Annotated in this window: 16 protein-coding genes; 9 read left to right on the top strand and 7 right to left on the bottom strand. The window is 56.9% G+C overall.

Features of this window, described 5'->3' with window-relative positions; translation table 11 throughout:
* Positions 1–5 precede the first annotated feature (5 nt).
* Positions 6–743 carry a L,D-transpeptidase family protein gene (locus J9777_RS00695; RefSeq protein ID WP_209346891.1) on the top strand — a complete coding sequence of 246 codons (738 nt, stop codon included), beginning with the start codon at positions 6–8 and terminating at the stop codon, positions 741–743.
* A gap of 9 nt (positions 744–752) precedes the next feature.
* Here the strand turns inward: J9777_RS00695 and tilS are convergent, their stop codons facing one another.
* The 5 genes from tilS to J9777_RS00670 all read right to left on the bottom strand — a co-directional run bounded on the left by tilS (position 753) and on the right by J9777_RS00670 (position 6,266).
* Positions 753–1,730 (bottom strand): tRNA lysidine(34) synthetase TilS, encoded by a 978-nt coding sequence (gene tilS / locus J9777_RS00690; protein WP_209346890.1) that lies wholly within the window; start codon positions 1,728–1,730, stop codon positions 753–755.
* Positions 1,717–2,622, bottom strand: a complete 906-nt coding sequence (locus J9777_RS00685) for a hypothetical protein (protein WP_209346889.1) — start codon at positions 2,620–2,622, stop codon at positions 1,717–1,719. Before J9777_RS00685 ends, tilS begins: the two co-directional genes overlap by 14 nt.
* Positions 2,623–2,794: 172 nt before the next feature.
* Positions 2,795–3,646 (bottom strand): helix-turn-helix domain-containing protein, encoded by an 852-nt coding sequence (locus tag J9777_RS00680; protein ID WP_209346888.1) that lies wholly within the window; start codon positions 3,644–3,646, stop codon positions 2,795–2,797.
* Between the two features lie 124 nt (positions 3,647–3,770).
* On the bottom strand, positions 3,771–6,041 hold the full coding sequence (gene ptsP / locus J9777_RS00675) for a phosphoenolpyruvate--protein phosphotransferase (protein ID WP_209346887.1): 2,271 nt from the start codon (positions 6,039–6,041) through the stop codon (positions 3,771–3,773).
* A 69-nt stretch (positions 6,042–6,110) separates the two neighbouring features.
* On the bottom strand, positions 6,111–6,266 hold the full coding sequence (locus tag J9777_RS00670) for a DUF465 domain-containing protein (protein WP_209346886.1): 156 nt from the start codon (positions 6,264–6,266) through the stop codon (positions 6,111–6,113).
* A gap of 194 nt (positions 6,267–6,460) precedes the next feature.
* Here J9777_RS00670 and J9777_RS00665 point away from each other — a divergent pair, with 194 nt between their 5' ends.
* Positions 6,461–6,658 (top strand): DUF465 domain-containing protein, encoded by a 198-nt coding sequence (locus J9777_RS00665; protein ID WP_209348540.1) that lies wholly within the window; start codon positions 6,461–6,463, stop codon positions 6,656–6,658.
* Between the two features lie 335 nt (positions 6,659–6,993).
* Positions 6,994–7,455 (top strand): DUF1465 family protein, encoded by a 462-nt coding sequence (locus J9777_RS00660; protein ID WP_209346885.1) that lies wholly within the window; start codon positions 6,994–6,996, stop codon positions 7,453–7,455.
* 9 nt (positions 7,456–7,464) lie between these two features.
* Here J9777_RS00660 and glpK read toward each other — a convergent pair whose 3' ends face one another.
* On the bottom strand, positions 7,465–8,934 hold the full coding sequence (gene glpK / locus J9777_RS00655; protein ID WP_209346884.1) for a glycerol kinase GlpK: 1,470 nt from the start codon (positions 8,932–8,934) through the stop codon (positions 7,465–7,467).
* 95 nt (positions 8,935–9,029) lie between these two features.
* Here glpK and J9777_RS00650 point away from each other — a divergent pair, with 95 nt between their 5' ends.
* From J9777_RS00650 to J9777_RS00635, 4 genes are read left to right on the top strand one after another with little or no spacing between them, the layout of a single operon-like run.
* Positions 9,030–9,917, top strand: a complete 888-nt coding sequence (locus J9777_RS00650) for an MBL fold metallo-hydrolase (protein WP_209346883.1) — start codon at positions 9,030–9,032, stop codon at positions 9,915–9,917.
* Positions 9,902–10,603: a DUF4230 domain-containing protein gene (locus J9777_RS00645; RefSeq protein WP_209346882.1), complete on the top strand. Its 702-nt coding sequence runs from the start codon at positions 9,902–9,904 to the stop codon at positions 10,601–10,603. Before J9777_RS00650 ends, J9777_RS00645 begins: the two co-directional genes overlap by 16 nt.
* Positions 10,600–11,586 carry a quinolinate synthase NadA gene (gene nadA / locus J9777_RS00640; protein WP_209346881.1) on the top strand — a complete coding sequence of 329 codons (987 nt, stop codon included), beginning with the start codon at positions 10,600–10,602 and terminating at the stop codon, positions 11,584–11,586. The genes J9777_RS00645 and nadA overlap by 4 nt, the downstream gene beginning before the upstream one ends.
* Positions 11,586–12,344 (top strand): hypothetical protein, encoded by a 759-nt coding sequence (locus J9777_RS00635; RefSeq protein ID WP_209346880.1) that lies wholly within the window; start codon positions 11,586–11,588, stop codon positions 12,342–12,344. Before nadA ends, J9777_RS00635 begins: the two co-directional genes overlap by 1 nt.
* 353 nt (positions 12,345–12,697) lie before the next feature.
* Here the strand turns inward: J9777_RS00635 and J9777_RS00630 are convergent, their stop codons facing one another.
* The gene (locus J9777_RS00630) at positions 12,698–13,633 is read right to left on the bottom strand and encodes a DMT family transporter (protein ID WP_209346879.1); all 936 of its coding nucleotides are present in this window, start codon (positions 13,631–13,633) and stop codon (positions 12,698–12,700) included.
* Positions 13,634–13,692: 59 nt separating this feature from the next.
* On the opposite strand from J9777_RS00630, the gene J9777_RS00625 reads away from it, so the two are divergent.
* Positions 13,693–14,796, top strand: coding sequence for an alkene reductase (locus tag J9777_RS00625; RefSeq protein ID WP_209346878.1), 1,104 nt, complete (start codon positions 13,693–13,695; stop codon positions 14,794–14,796).
* Between the two features lie 45 nt (positions 14,797–14,841).
* On the top strand, positions 14,842–15,717 hold the full coding sequence (locus J9777_RS00620) for a CoA ester lyase (RefSeq protein ID WP_209346877.1): 876 nt from the start codon (positions 14,842–14,844) through the stop codon (positions 15,715–15,717).
* Positions 15,718–15,729: the final 12 nt, after the last annotated feature.

Genomic DNA, 15,729 nt, shown 5'->3' with positions numbered 1-15,729 from the left:
TATGCATGAACTCGATGACTAAATGGATTGGCGGCGCGACCGCTGCATTGGTGCTGGCATTCGGCGGAGCAACGCTGGCTAGCGGATTTATGTCCGAAGACACAGTGACGGATGCTGAGGCACCGCCGCTGGAAGACGCGATTCCGGTCGATGAGGACGCTGTTGCGCAGGCAAATGCTCAAACGGGCACCGGCGACAGCACCACTCCGGAATTCGTCTCTGAACCGGTTATTCAGGAAATTCCCGAGAAAAAGGCCCAAGAAGCAAAGACGCCTAAGGACGAGGCTTTTGTCATCAAGCGGATTCTGCCAATCGACGGACCAATCAAATATGGCGAATGGCATTGGGATGATGAGGGGATTGCGGACGGTCCACTGGTCATGACAGTCGATTTGCAAGCGCGCGTTATTTCGGTTTTCCAAGGTGGTTATGAAATTGGTGCTGCGGCAGTTCTGCTCGGTACAGATAAGCATCCAACACCGCTTGGCACTTTCCCGATCCGCTATAAAATGCGGCACAACGTGTCCGAGAAATATAACAACGCACCGATGCCCTACTCGATGTTCCTCACCACCGACGGCATTGCGCTGCACGGTAGCGAAGTCGAGAACGGCTTTGCCAGCCATGGCTGCGTCGGCATGCCCGATGATTTCGCCGCAAAGATTTTCGCCATCGCCAAGAAGGGCGACAAAGTGATCATCACCGACGGCAAGCGTATCGGCATGGGCGACTCAATTATTTGACGTGAGTACCTAGCCCGTTTTGCGGGGCGGTTCGGGGCGGAAGGTCCAAACCCGATCTTTCGCTGTCGCCAACACGCCAGCCACATTTCCGCCTTCACGGTTTTCCAGCTTTTCAACCAGATCGGCGATCTGGCTTCGACGCACAGCGTCACCGGTGAACCAAGCAACCGCCTTCTCGACAACACGTTTGACAATAAGTGGCGGACCTTCGGGTGAATAGACGATTGCGTCCCGGTCGTTCTGGACCCGCTCTCTCCATTCATACGACACCATGGACTGGATCGCCTGCTCTGCCTCCGCAAGATGCTGCGCGCTCTTGGCAACAGCGTTCACATCCAGCCAGTCAGCGCCGGACAGGTTTTTACGCATCTTGACCCTGTCATAATCATTCGAGTAATTGCTAGGATCATCGACGGGTTTGATCCCCGCAGACTCCACCACAGTGCTCAGCTCAGTTCGACGCCAGGTCAGCAGCGGACGCGCCAGGACGGTATCTTTGTTAGACAAGCCAGAGCTGGCCCTAATACCGCACAATCCGGCCAGTCCACTTGCGCGATTGAACCGCATCATAATCGTTTCGGCCTGATCATCGGCGTGATGACCAGTCAACAATGTATCAATCGAGCGTTTTTCCGCCCAATCGGTTAGCGCGCGATACCGGGCATCGCGCGCATTCTGCTGCACATTGCCGTCGGCCACGGTAACCGGCAACGACGAATGTCTGACGCCTAGCTGTGCGCAGATACGTTCTACAAAAGCGGCTTCGTCTGCGCTCTCCGACCGCAGCGAATGATCAACAGTAACCGCTTCAACATTGGGAAATGCTCCAACCGTCAGCAGCAATAAGGCCAGACTGTCAGGTCCGCCCGATACCGCAACACCGATCTTACCCGGCCAGCGGCAAAGAGCCGAGAAATCACTCCGAAACCGTTCAACTAATTCCGGATCAACCGCACCAATTTCGTCAGGGATATCAATTGCACTCAACCTTGCCCAAATTGCGCTGATACTGGTCGCTCAGACGGCCCGACGCGAGTGCAGGGTAATTGTCGCCAAACTCTGCCAGCGCGATGCATGCGCGATTGCTGTCATTCATCGCTACCATCGTTTCAGCGAGAAACAGCAGGCTATCCGGCGCGCGGGCGTCGGTTTTGCCCGCTTGATAGTTCTTGAGGAACCACGGAGCCGCATCGTTCGGCTTGCCGTCATCCAGATAGGCGCGGCCGAGCAGGTTGCGGCCATAGGTGGTCCGCCAGTGGCTCGGATATTCTTCGACGAACATCGTTAGCTGCTGCTGCGCTTCCGGATAGAAACCAGCATTCCATAGGCGATAGCCATAGGAATATTCATCATCGGCAGCGTCGTCAGTCTGCGGCTTAGCGATCTGCTGGACAGCGGCCAGACGCTCATCGGTTGGACCGCTGGCTGCTGGAGTCGGTGTAGGCGTCGGCGCAGCCCCGGCGGGTTCTGGCAGTACAGATACTGGACCGGCAATCTCGGCAGGTCTCGTGCTTACAGGCGACGTTTCGATAGCGACAATGCGATTGGTCAATTGCATAATCGCGTTGGTGTTCTCTTCGGTCTGCGAAGTCAGCGACGCGATCTGGGCTTCCAAAGCGTCCAGACGGATCAGAATATCGGTAACGGCAGTTGTCGAAGGCGTGCTGATCGTATTGCCGCTGGGAGTGCCTGTAATCTCCGGCTCGAAATAGCGACCATCGCCGCCCGGGAACACTTTGCGTTGAAGTGCGCGGACTTCCGATTCCAGCTTGCGAATACGCGCTTCCTCACCGCTTTGCGCCAGTGCCGGCAGGGAGGTTCCGCTTACCGCGACCAATGCAAGACCAGCGACGATTACGCGGCTCGTTCGACTAAACATGTTCCTCAACGCTCCTGTCCAATTTCAAAATCGGGTATGGCAAGACAGTGCCAAACCCAAGCTGAACACCCGCGAAGAATCTTGCCGAACCGCCGACTCCTTGTCGAGAGGCATTCCGGTCAAATCGGTGGAGATAATGGTGCGACAGCCAAAGGCTGGCGCAATGCGATGACTAACCCGTTGTTTGTTCGTCGCCCGAGCTTGCTGCCGGCTGCGCTTCCAGATCGGCGATGCGGGCCACCAAAGCGTCGGCCGTTACGGGTAAATCGCCCACAGTTTCGCTCCGATTGGACAGAGTGCCAATTGATTTGCCACCAATACGAATTACCAGCGCCTCCGGACGGCCAGTACGGATTTGCGGGCCATTGGCATCCGCGGGTACCGTGTAGCTTTCGCCTTGGGTCATTATCTTTTCCATCAACCGCTCTCCGGAACTGTCGTAGAAACGCACCCAAACATCATTTTCCAGAGAGGTGAATACGACTGCGCCGGTTGGTGCGACTTCTGCATTTAGTGTCGTATCACCGTTTGCGGAGCCGTCCGCGCTCGCTTCTGCTGCGACGGCCGCCTCTTCCGAAGTAATCGGACCAGGACCAGAACCGGGCATGAAATAGTCGCGGAAATAAGCGAATGAACCAACGAGTAAAATGACTACAGCAAAGACGCTAAACCAGGCCAGACCTCGCGAAGGAAGTCGCGCTGGATCGCCTGGCTCAAATGTCGCACCGCGATGCGCTTCGCCGCCGTCGCCATTGTCCAATTCGTCGCGCACTTGTTGGGCAATTTCTTGCTCATCCAGCCCGACTGCACGAGCATAGGTACGTGCGAAGCCTATCGCATAGGTCTTGGCCGGCAGAGCAGCGAAATCGCCGCTTTCCAAGGTTTCAAGATGACGGGTCGGAATGCGGGTTTCGGCGGCAATTTGCTCGACAGTTTTATCGGCGTCAGCGCGTGCACGCGCCAGACGCTGCCCAGCGCCCTCTAGCGGAAGTTCACCTTCCAGCTGATCGCCCTCTTCACTCATAGAGAATCCCTTGCGCCCGATTTTATATTTTGGCCTAAAAGAGTAGTCTATTCTTATGCTGTCAAGCGTTGAACGTGAGACAACACTTTCGGTTCCGATGAACCGGTCGCATTACGCGGTGAAGTCAATCGATATTGATACCGTGATCCGCCGCCCATTTCTGCAAAGTATCGCGCATATTCTCCGGCGGATTGGTGAGCCAACCATTCATCGCATCGGTAATCTCCGCAAGATCGACTTGGCGTACCAGTTCTTTGATCGGACCGACCGATACCGGCGTGATCGAAAGACGGCGGAAGCCAAGCCCCATCAGCGCGAGCGCTTCCAATTGCCGCCCACCCATTTCTCCGCAGACACCCAGTTCGACTTGTTGGCCGACGGTGGCCTGCGCGATGCGCCGCATAAATCGAAGGATCGCGGGTGAAAGCCAGTCGTAACGCTCTGCCAGTTTGGGGTTCGCACGGTCAGCCGCGAATAGAAACTGCGTGAGGTCATTCGTACCGACCGAAAGGAAGGACAATTTCGGAATCAGAAGATCGAGCACTTCAGCAAGCGCGGGGACTTCCAGCATCGCGCCGTAATGGATCGCCTCGGGCAGCGTTTTGCGCTGTTTCTTCAGATAAGCGAGTTGTTCTTCAAACACCTTCTTCGCCGCATCGAATTCCCACGGCTCGGAAATCATCGGGAACATCACATAGAGCGTCCGGCCCGATGCCGCTTCGAGCAAAGCGCGGGCCTGCGCTTTGAGCAAACCGCCGCGTTCCAGAGCCAACCTTAAGGCGCGCCAACCAAGCGCCGGGTTCTCCTCATTCTCGGCATCACCGGCGTTCAAATAGGGCACCGCCTTGTCACCGCCGATATCGACCGTGCGGAAAATCACCGGCCGGTCACCAGCCGCATCCATCACATCGCGATAAAGGCGCAGCTGTTTCTCTCGCTGTGGCAGCGTTGCCGAGACAAGAAACTGGAACTCGGTCCGGAACAGACCAATCCCGTCTGCGCCGACCAGATTGAGGTTGGAAATATCCTCGCGCAGCCCCGCATTCATCATCACCTGAATGCGCGTGCCGCAGCGCGTAAAAGGCTCTACCTCGCGCAGTTCGGCATAGGCAGCCTGGCGTTCTTTGGTCTTGGCGAAGCGTGTATCGAATGCCTCTGCCACCGATTGAGACGGACGAATGGTCGCATTGCCGCTATCGGCATCGAGCAGAACCTCGTCATCCTCGCGAACAATTCCGCGTATGCCGCTCGCTCGCCCCAACACTGGCACGCCCATTGCGCGCGCCACAATAACAACATGTGCGGTGAGCGAACCCTCTTCCAGCACAACGCCCTTCAAGCGTCGCCGGTCATATTCGAGCAGTTCTGCGGGACCGAGATTCTTGGCGATCAGGATCGTATCTTTGCGAAGACCTTGCGTCGCAGCCGTTCCCAATTGACCGGAGACAATCCGTAACAGGCGGTTCGCCAGATCCTCAAGATCGTGCATCCGGTCAGCCAACAGCGGATCATCAATCTCGCGCATCCGCATTCGTGTGTGTTGCTGCACGCGCTCAATCGCCGCTTCGGCGGTCAGCCCGGAATCAATCGCTTCATTGATCCGCCGCCCCCAGCCCTCGTCATAAGCGAACATCTTGTAGGTCTTGAGCACTTCCTCATGCTCTCCGCCTGCGCCGAATTCGGCATTGTTCGTCATGCTGTCAATCTGCTCGCGCATCTTGTGGAATGCACGATAGACTCGCTGGCGTTCGACCTCGATATCCTCGGCCATCACCTGATCGATGGTTACGCGTGGTTGGTGATACACGGCAACGCCGCTGCCAAGTCCTTTGACCAAGGGCAGGCCGGCGATAGTCGCAGGCCCGGTTTGCTCCGGAGCAAGCCCGAGAGCTTCCTCTTCGTCGACCAGATCATTGTTTGAGATCAGCTCGGACAGCACCATCGCTGTGGTCTGCAACGCCTCGATTTCGACCTCTTCATAGCGGCGAGGCTCGACATGCTGAACACACAGCACACCTACCGCGCGCTCGCGGTAGACAATTGGCACGCCCGCGAAGGAGTGGAATTTTTCCTCACCCGTTTCCGGCTTGTATTGGAAGTCAGGATGCGCCTTTGCCTCGGCAAGATTCAGTGTCTCTACATTGTCGGCAATCGTACCCGTCAGGCCCTCGCCCATCGCCAGCCTGGTAACGTGCACTGCAGACTTGTTGAGGCCGTGCGTGGCAAACAATTCGAGCATCTGCTCACGGAGCAAATAAATCGAGCAGACCTCGCTATCGAGGCTTTCCGCGATAATATTGACCACACGGTCGAGCTTGCCCTGCGCATGCGTGCGCGAGGCCATAATCTCGTGTAGTTGCGTCAAAATTTGGCGAGCAGAGGCAGCAGCTTTCATGCGGCGAAGCTACACCAATGCGGGTTACTTGTTAATGGGCGGAGGCTCTGATCAGAGCCGAAAATGCCGCTAACCGGCGGTCATTTCCTCTTTTAATCGCAATTTCTTCTTTTTGAGAGCTTGGATCGTCGCAGTGTCAGGAGCTGGTCGGCTTTCTTCTTCGCGAATTTGTGCGTCGATTCCGGCGTGTTTCGTTTGCAGCGCGCTAACGTGGGACGATTCCATTGGTCTCTCCTTACAGTTACGACAGCCCCTCGGAAATGAAGGGGGCGACTCGTCTCTGCGGACGAACCGCTGATGAGCATAGAAACACAAAATGTGCCTCTTGCGAAGTCCTCAGTAACCCCTAAGCGGTAAACAAGACCTTGTTCACGACGAACCGTGAACGCGCGATCGCCTATCCGGAGAGTGGTATGTCCATGACAGAACAGGAAATGCGCAAGCGTTTAGCTGTGCTCAAAACCGACCACCGCGATTTGGACGCCGCGATCGACGCGCTGCGCCAGACTGGCTCGACCGATCAACTCCAGATCGCCCGGCTGAAGAAGCGCAAACTTGGATTGAAAGACCAGATCGCGATGATCGAAGACGCGCTGCTACCCGATATTATTGCATGAGATTTTCTATTTAGCCCCTCAGTCGCCGGGCGGAATGCATCCGCATTCCTTGGCTGCCTCGCATAAGCTCGGGCGGCCAGTCGGCCTTGCGGACCCTAACAGGTCCGATCCATTCCAAGCCATCAGTATCGCGCCAATTCTTGGTTGCGGTAGCCAGAGGGCGACTGCCCGACGCGCGGTTAGCGCGGTAGCCTAAGCGAACGGATGTGAGCGCCGGCGCTTGAGGCCAAACAAGCGCTCAAAACGTATCGTTTTGACACAGTCCCGAATTGGTTCGGGATATCTTGGTTTCTAAACTGGTTTCTCTTGGAATCCCGTTCTAGCAAAATCGCAGGATGGGGAAACCGACGGATATCAATCAGCCTATTGTAGAGGCTCTGTATAGCGAGGCTTTGCTTCTCGCCGATGAAGTGCGTCAGGTCTTTGACCTCCATCCGGTCCGCGAGACGGGGCAAGATGCAGACGATTTGCGGCTGGCTTTATCAGTCGAGGGGCTTCGCACGACAACCCGCGTGATGCATGTGTTGGCGTGGCTATTGAACCATCGCGCCTACTTCTCAGGCGAGCTGACCGAGTTCCAACTGCGCCGCCATTCAAAGCTTCCGCCGGATCGCCCGGCAGAGCGTGAAAACCTTGCGTTGCTGGAATATGGCACGCGCGAATTGATCCTTGAAAGCGAAAATTTGCACGCACGGATCACGCGCCTCGATGGCGCATGGCGTGACCGGTTCGAAATGCGCCCTGCCGCTATTTTGCGCTTGCAGGAACGCTTAGGCCACGCTGTCCACCGCGCGTAATTTGCGGATTTAAGCGGCGGCCAAAGCTTTCTGCCAAGCCGCAATTCTCGCTTCCCTAATATCACCATCCATAGACGGTTTGAAATGGCCAATAGCTCCCCGCATCGTGCTGCTCGCCTCGTCCAATGATCCGACTAGTCCTGCACCTTTAGCCGCCAACATTGCTGCGCCAAGCGCTGTCGTTTCGACAAAATCCGGTCGCTCGACCGGCAAATCGAGCAAGTTGGCAATATCCTGCGCCATCCAGTCATTCGCACTCATTCCGCCATCAATTTTGAGCGAGGTCCATTGCGCGCCATCGGCGGCAAACGCTTTGGCCAGATCGTAGGTCTGATGCGCCATGGCTTCTAAAGCCGCGCGCGCAATCTGTGCCCGTCCGGTCGCGAAGCTAAGGCCCGCAATCACGCCGCGCGCTTCGGGCTGCCAATACGGCGCGCCAAGGCCCGACATGGCGGGAATAATCACAACACCACCGCTATTATCAATCGACCGTGCCAGCGTTTCGGTTTCCGCAGCCGTTCCGAGCAAGCCGAGCGAATCCCTAAGCCACTGAACCAAACTACCAGCGACAAATACCGAACCCTCCAGCGCATATGTCCGTTTTCCATTCTCCTGATAGAGCACGGTACCCAGCAATCGGTTGTCCGATGTCGGGATGTCATGCCCCTTATTAGCGAGGATGAAAGCGCCAGTTCCATAGGTCGCCTTTGTCTCACCCGGAGAGAGACAGCCCTGCCCGATCGTTGCCGATTGTTGATCGCCAACCAATCCGGTGATCGGGATCGGCGCGCCGAACAATTCAGACAATGTCGATCCAAAATCGCCCGCATTATCGGTCACTTCGCCCAGCGCCGCTTTGGGGACTTCAAACAATTCGCACAGGCCGTCATCAAACTGCGCGCCGCCGAGAGGCAACAGCAAAGTCCGGCTCGCATTGCTGGCGTCGCTGATATGCGAGCCGCCGGTCAGCTTATAGACCAACCAGCTTTCGATAGTGCCGAGCGCGAGCGTACCTGCCATAGCCGCTGCCGCCACCGCTGGTTCGTTCTGAACCAACCAGCGCATCTTTGTGCCAGAGAAATAGGGATCGAGCAGCAAACCGGTTTGCTTCTGCACCTCAGCCTCATGGCCAGCATCCTTGAGCTCTTCACAGAAATCGGCGGTGCGGCGATCTTGCCATACGAGCGCTTTCGCCAGCGGTTCGCCGCTGTTCTTATCCCATGCAACTACCGTCTCGCGCTGGTTAGTGATGCCGATGCAGGCGATCTGCTCTGCACCACCCGCTTTTTCGACCATTTCGCGCGCGCAGGCGAGTGTGCGATGCCAGATTTCAGTCGGGTCATGCTCTACGCGGCCCGGCTCAGGATAATGCTGCGTGAGCTCTTGCTGCGCGCTGCCCAGCGACTTGCCGTCAGGCGCAAACAGCATTGCACGAGTGGAGGTCGTGCCTTCATCGAGAACGAGAATTTTCTTGGTCATGCAACGCTAGATGCCGTTCGGCTCACGCGAAGTCGAGACACTTTATTGCGACAGACCTCTCGACTTCGCTCGAGGCGAACGGCAATAGGTGCGGCATGGCAATGCCACCAAAACCCTGGCCGACCGGACTGGTCGAGCAGCCCGAGCCGCTGGTTCGCCGTGTACTCGCGCCAAACCCCTCGCCCTACACTTACACAGGCACGCAAACCTATATTGTCGGCGCAGAGCACGAAGTTGCGGTGATCGACCCCGGTCCAGCCGAGGACGATCATCTCGATGCAATAATCGCGGCTCTCGGCGATGCTAAAGTCACCGCGATCATGTGCACGCATACACACCGCGATCACTCACCTGCAGCCAAGCCACTGGCCAAGCGGAAGGGCGCGCCGGTTGTTGGCTGCGCCCCATTGGTGCTCGAAGTCGACGGCCCCCGCTCTGATGAGGCATTTGACACCACGTATGAACCTGACCGGGTGCTCGAAGATGGCGAACAAATGACAGGCCCCGGCTGGACCCTCACCGCCGTCCACACACCCGGCCACACATCGAACCATCTTTGCTTTGCGCTGGAAGAAAGCGGCGCACTGTTCACTGGCGATCATGTGATGGGTTGGTCAACCAGCGTCGTTATCCCGCCAGATGGCGATATGGGCGATTATATGAAGAGCCTCGACAAGCTCTACACCCGCGAAGATAGCGTATATTACGCCGCCCATGGCGCGCCGATCACAAAACCCCGCCAATTGGTACGCGGGATGATTGGCCACCGCCGTCAACGTGAGAACCAGATCCTGCGGCTGCTCGGTGAGGAAGCCACCAACATCGAGAAGCTGGTGCCGCTGATGTATAAGAACCTCGACCCACGCTTGACCGGTGCGGCGGGAATGTCTGTCAAAGCGCATCTGATTGATTTGGAACGCAGAGGCATTGTCAGCCGTTTAGAGGAAAAGGGGCATTTAGAAGACATATGGCAGACAGCGTAGAAACCGCGACCGACACCGCAGAGACGGAGGTCACCGCACCCAAACCCGGAAAACAGAAATCACTGGCCCGCGTTCAAGCGGTGCCGTGGCTGATTGTCATCTTGCTGATCGCTGCGACAGTATGGTTGTTCTGGCGTGCGTTTATTTTTCAAGAAGAAGGCGATCCGGTTGGCAGCGCGATGCTCGCATTTGAGAAGCAGAACTCACTTACCGTGTTCAGCTCTCGCTTCGAAGTCACTGCGGAGAGCACCAACACAACATCGCTCGGCCCGATTGATCTGGCGGAATCGCGCCAAGCGGCGATTATTCCTGCGACTATCGACTACCGCGTCAATCTGGCCTCGGTCGGGCGTGACCGGATTGCATGGGACGCCGATACAGAGACGATGGATATCACTCTGCCTGTCCTTAAAATCTCCAAGCCGAACCTCGATGAGGCGCGTAAGAAGGTTTACACCGAAGGCGTATGGGTAAGTCGGGGCGCATCGGAAAATCTTAGCCGCGAGAACTCGCTGCAGGCCGAACAGAAAGCTGCTGCTTTCGCGAAGAACCCTGAAGTTTTGGCATTGGCGCGGCAGGCCGCTAAGGATGCGATCACACAAAACCTGACGATCCCGCTGCAGGTCGCAGGCTATGACGATATCACAGTCAATGTCCGTTTCGACGGAGAGAAGGTTTCAGAATGAGTGTAGAATCCAAACTTCCTACCGGTGATGATCTGCTGGCCGAAATTGATCGGCTGCGGAAGGAAAAGAACGCGATTATCCTCGCGCATTATTACCAGAAGCCGGAAATTCAGGACCTTGCCGATTATGTCGGTGACTCGCTACAGCTGAGTCAGAAGGCGGCAGAAACAGACGCAGACGTCATCGCGTTTTGCGGTGTGAAATTCATGGCCGATACCGCGAAAATCCTCTCGCCGGAGAAGATCGTGGTACTGCCCGATATGGATGCCGGTTGCTCGCTGGAAGACAGCTGTCCGCCAGACAAGTTCAAAGCCTTCCGAGAGGCGCATCCCGACCATATCGCGCTGACTTACATCAATTGCTCGACCGAAGTGAAAGCTCTGTCCGATGTGATTGTGACCAGTTCCAGCGCAGAAACGATCCTTCAGCAAATCCCGAAGGACCAGAAGATCATCTTCGGCCCTGACCGGCATTTGGGAGGCTATCTCAGCCGCAAGTTTGACCGCGAAATGCTACTGTGGCCCGGCGTATGCATCGTCCACGAAGCGTTCAGCGAGACCGAGCTGCTCAAGCTGAAAGAACAACATCCCGGCGCGCCTATTGCGGCGCACCCCGAATGCCCGCCAACCATCGTCGATCATGCCGATTATGTCGGATCGACCAGCGGCATTCTGAAATTCGCGCAGGATTTCGACGGCGACACGCTGATCGTCGCGACCGAACCGCATATTATCCACCAGATGGAGAAGGCGCTGCCGGGAAAAAACTTCATCGGCGCACCCGGCGCGGACGGAAACTGCAATTGCAATATCTGCCCCTACATGGCGCTCAACACGATGGAGAAGCTCTACACCTGCCTGCGCGATCTGGAACCACGCATCGAGATCGACGAAGACCTCCGCCTGGAAGCCAAGAAGAGCCTGGACAAGATGCTAGACATGGCCAGCGGCACCGTGGGTAAGGGTGATTTGGGTCCGGCGTAATGGCGGACGATGTCTCCCACTTTTCAATGGTCGGATACGACCTCGATGTCGCCAACGAGGCTGCATTTGCGCAGTCAATTTCGGAGATTGTGGATCAATGTGAGATCGTTCAAGCCGATGCGGCCTACGAACTGTGCCTGATCGACGAAGAGACCGGCGGCGAACTGTGGATCGGCTTTTCCAAGACCGAAAGCGGTCAGCTCGGCCTGCACACGATCAATCCTGCATTTCGCGGCAAAGGCGAGATGACCGTGACGTTCAACGGGCTCGTTTCCGATCCGCAATGGGAACCGTTCGAATACAAAATTTCGGCCACGTTCAGCGAACATGAAATTCCAGTTCTAATAGAACTCGCCGACCCACGAGAGCGTAGCAAGCTGACCGAGGATGAGGCCGTCACACTTGATGTCACAGCCTTTACCTACAACCCAGAGATCTACAAAGACGATGCAGCCTATGTTGCTGCGCAGACGGCGGACGGGTCCGAAGCCGTCTATGCGTCAAACCATTTTATTCCCTCTGGATTGTTTAGCGAGGAACCGACCGCACATTCAATATTTGCTGGCACAATCCGCGAAGCCGAACTTCGGATCGGTGCCGACGGCGCGAAATATTGGTGGACGTTGGTCGAGACATTGTCCGGCGCCACCATCAATGTCGTTTTTGACGATGTTTCATCATTGGAGCAGCCCACAGTGGGCTATCTGCTAGTGGGCGAATTCTGGATGACTGCGCATATTGTCGATAAGCCTAAGTAGGCAGCGATGAGACGGATTTTGGGCTGGCTTGCGATGAGCTTTGTACTGCTCGCATTTTTCGTCACAACTTACTCCGCGCTCTTTGTACGCAGTGCGATTAGCGATGGCGCTCTAGCCAAGCAGGCGTACGGCTGCATTGATCCGCCGCATCAAGGACGCTTGGAGGTACTAACGGATCGGGCATTCGTCCGCGCGATCCAACAATATCATGCACGGGAGGGCCACTGGCCGCGAGGGCATCAGATACGTGGGTTCTTTGCAACGGTCGGAATGCATAGCCTCTACTCTTCGGAGCGCCGGAGCGATCTGATCATGAAGAACTTGGAAAGCACTCCAAATTGTCCCTTGAGAAGCTAACCATTCACCCCTTTCGGTAGCTTAGATTGCTGCGATTGACTGCCTTTAGCCACCAGCAGCGCACCACCCAACAACACCATCCCAAACATATCCAGCGGCAATAGAACCTCTCCAAACACGCTGTACCCAATCACCGCCGCAACCGCAGGCTGGGTTAGCAATGCCAACCCGATAATCAACGGCGGGAAGTGGCGCAGGCTGAACACTAGCAGTCCCTGCCCGATCAGCTGGCTGGTAACGAACAGGATCACAATCGGCGTCCAGTCGGTTGGCCAGACAGGTTCGCCATTGATCAGCGCAAGCGTCAGGATCACCGGGCAAGCGAAGACGCTCACCCACACAAGCAGGCTCCATGCGCCAATGCCTTTTCGCGCGTCTTGCAGGGTCAACAGATAGACTGCGTAGAACAAACCCGCTGCCAAGCAGAACAAATCGCCGATCAGCGTTGCGGTGCTGATTTCCAAGCTCCGCCCCATCAATATGCTCGCCCCGCCAAGCGCGAAGACAATCGCCAACCACTCCATCCCGCGCGGGAGGGTGCGAGTGATGATGAAGGTCCAGAAAAGCAGCACAATGCTGCCCGCATTCCCAAACAACGTCGCATTGCCGAGCCGGGTTTTCTCAATCCCGATATGCCAGCTCGACAAATCGAGTGCGAAGGCAATCGATCCGAGAGCAACCAAGATCAACGTCTTGCGCGGGATACCGGTCAGCGCCTGCCCTGTTCCTCTCGCGAGAAGGATCAGGAACGGCAGAGCAAGGAACAATCGCCAGAATGCAGCCGAAACCGGGCCGGTGTCAGCCAGCCGGACAAACCACGGCCCGAGTGCCAGCGCGACATTGCCTACCAGCAGCGCGACCAGCAGCACCCAGCGCGGCCAAGTATTGCTATCCGTCCTAGTCGGCTTTGTTGCGGTTGCATTGCTCACCATGCCCCCTTAGCTGACTCGGTAGATTGCAAATAGATACTTTATAACGGGAGCCATCCTTTATGACCGACGCACTTTTCCAGCCGATCACACTCGGCGCGATTGAGGCAAAGAACCGCATTTTGATGGCGCCGCTGACACGCGGCCGTGCGACCCCTCCCGGATTTGTGCCGAATGAGATGATGGCGACCTATTACCGCCAACGCGCCAGCGCTGGACTGATCATCAGCGAAGCGACCGGTATCAGCGTAGAGGGTCTCGGTTGGCCTGCTGCTCCCGGCATCTGGAGCGATGAGCAAGTCGAAGGCTGGAAGCTTGTTACTGATGCGGTCCATGCCGAAGGCGGCAAGATCGTACTGCAATTGTGGCATATGGGCCGGATTGTGCACCCTGACTTCTTGGACGGTGAGAAAGGCGTTTCTGCTTCGGCCACGACTGCCCCCGATCACGCGCACACACCGACTGGCCGCCAACCCCATCAGGAAGCGCGCGCGCTAGAATTGAGCGAAATCCCGCGCGTCGTGGGCGACTATCGCCACGCTGCGGAGAACGCGAAAAAGGCCGGCTTTGACGGTGTTCAACTGCATGGCGCGAATGGCTATTTGATCGATCAATTCCTGCGCGAGACCACCAATCTTCGGACTGACGAATATGGCGGCCCGCCAGAAAACCGCGTTCGCTTCATGCGCGAAGTACTGGAAGCGTTGATCGACGTTTGGGGCGCGGATCGCGTCAGCATCCGTCTCTCGCCCAATGGCGACACGCAAGGCGCGGACGACAGCAACCCTGAAGCAATCTTCGGTGAAGCAGCCAAGGTGGTTGAAGAGCTTGGTCTTGGCTTCCTTGAACTGCGTCAACCCGGACCTGAGGGTACGTTTGGCCGCACCGATGTGCCGCAGCAGGATGCCATGATCCGTAAAATCTATACTGGCCCGCTCGTGCTCAACAGTGACTATACCGGTGAAGCAGGTGCCGCAGATGTTGCTTCGGGACGCTGCGATGCGGTTAGCTATGGTCGGCCCTTTATCTCCAATCCCGATCTGCCCGAGCGGATAAAGACGGGTGCCGATCTCGCTCCCAATGTGGATGTGCCGAAAAGTTGGTATCTGCCCGGTCCCGCAGGCTATATCGACTATCCAACGCTCGCCGAGGAACAACCCGCCTGACCGGCGCAAAAACTCCTTAAGGATTACGGTCTATGGTCGCTAACCATGCGATCATGGCTGACCATCAAAGGCAACAGCGCCGCTCAGCTGGCCAAAGCGCCCGTGATTGGCGCCGATACGCTTGTCGTGGATATGAGCCTCGTTCCCGATGACGAGAACGCTGCGCAAGTACGCGCAGATGTCGCGGAATGGTTCAGTTCATTCCGGGAGCAATTGTCGACACCGAAGAGCTTCAAGCGCTGGCTTCGGATCAAACCGCTCGACGGGACGCATTGGATCGATGATCTATCGGTCATAATGGCGGGCGCTCCCGACGGGCTGATCGTGCCCAAATGCACGGGGCCGGAGCAAGTCCGCATGCTTGCTTCGGAACTCTACGAGATCGAACAGCGACACGGTGTGGGTCACAATGCCACGAAGATCATTCCGCAGATTGGCGAGACGCCCGGCTCGGCCTTAACGCTGCGCGATTACACCGATGATCCGCACCCGCGCCTTGCTGGATTCGCTTGGAATGCCGAGGGCCTAGCGCGGGAAATTGGCGCACAACGCACGCGCACCGACGACGGCCGATGGTGCGATACAATGCGCTTGGTGCGCGGGACTACGATCCTGCTCGCGAAAACGCTAGGGCTGCTCGCGATTGAGACATCGGTACGCGATCCAAAAGACCTCCAGACGGGCGCATTGGCTGCACGAAGAGCGCGGCAAGATGGCTTTACCGGCATGGCGGCCAATCATCCCCGTCAGGTTGCACTGATCAACGATGCCTTCAAACCAACCGCCAATGAGCGCGCCGAGGCGCAGGCAATCGTCGACCTATTCGCCAGCACGCCTTCCGTGGCGATGGTCAATCACAAAGGTACTATGGTTGATCGAACCGGCTTGGAACAAGCCGAACAGCTTCTAGAGCTGGTTTAACAAACCGATCGT

The sequence above is a fragment of the Pontixanthobacter sp. CEM42 genome (assembly GCF_017812015.1).
Lineage (GTDB): Bacteria > Pseudomonadota > Alphaproteobacteria > Sphingomonadales > Sphingomonadaceae > Pontixanthobacter.
This window is presented reverse-complemented; position numbering and strand designations above follow the sequence as displayed.

Excerpts from the sequence above, each read along its gene's own strand:
- J9777_RS00695 (WP_209346891.1), top strand. The coding sequence starts at position 6 with ATGAACTCGATGACTAAATGGATTGGCGGCGCGACCGCTGCATTGGTG.
- J9777_RS00680 (WP_209346888.1), bottom strand. The coding sequence starts at position 3,646 with ATGAGTGAAGAGGGCGATCAGCTGGAAGGTGAACTTCCGCTAGAGGGC.
- ptsP (WP_209346887.1), bottom strand. The coding sequence starts at position 6,041 with ATGAAAGCTGCTGCCTCTGCTCGCCAAATTTTGACGCAACTACACGAG.
- J9777_RS00685 (WP_209346889.1), bottom strand. The coding sequence starts at position 2,622 with ATGTTTAGTCGAACGAGCCGCGTAATCGTCGCTGGTCTTGCATTGGTC.
- J9777_RS00620 (WP_209346877.1), top strand. The coding sequence starts at position 14,842 with ATGCGATCATGGCTGACCATCAAAGGCAACAGCGCCGCTCAGCTGGCC.
- J9777_RS00645 (WP_209346882.1), top strand. The coding sequence starts at position 9,902 with ATGGCAGACAGCGTAGAAACCGCGACCGACACCGCAGAGACGGAGGTC.
- nadA (WP_209346881.1), top strand. The coding sequence starts at position 10,600 with ATGAGTGTAGAATCCAAACTTCCTACCGGTGATGATCTGCTGGCCGAA.
- J9777_RS00670 (WP_209346886.1), bottom strand. The coding sequence starts at position 6,266 with ATGGAATCGTCCCACGTTAGCGCGCTGCAAACGAAACACGCCGGAATC.
- J9777_RS00625 (WP_209346878.1), top strand. The coding sequence starts at position 13,693 with ATGACCGACGCACTTTTCCAGCCGATCACACTCGGCGCGATTGAGGCA.
- J9777_RS00660 (WP_209346885.1), top strand. The coding sequence starts at position 6,994 with ATGGGGAAACCGACGGATATCAATCAGCCTATTGTAGAGGCTCTGTAT.
- J9777_RS00665 (WP_209348540.1), top strand. The coding sequence starts at position 6,461 with ATGACAGAACAGGAAATGCGCAAGCGTTTAGCTGTGCTCAAAACCGAC.
- J9777_RS00630 (WP_209346879.1), bottom strand. The coding sequence starts at position 13,633 with ATGGTGAGCAATGCAACCGCAACAAAGCCGACTAGGACGGATAGCAAT.
- J9777_RS00635 (WP_209346880.1), top strand. The coding sequence starts at position 11,586 with ATGGCGGACGATGTCTCCCACTTTTCAATGGTCGGATACGACCTCGAT.
- glpK (WP_209346884.1), bottom strand. The coding sequence starts at position 8,934 with ATGACCAAGAAAATTCTCGTTCTCGATGAAGGCACGACCTCCACTCGT.
- J9777_RS00650 (WP_209346883.1), top strand. The coding sequence starts at position 9,030 with ATGGCAATGCCACCAAAACCCTGGCCGACCGGACTGGTCGAGCAGCCC.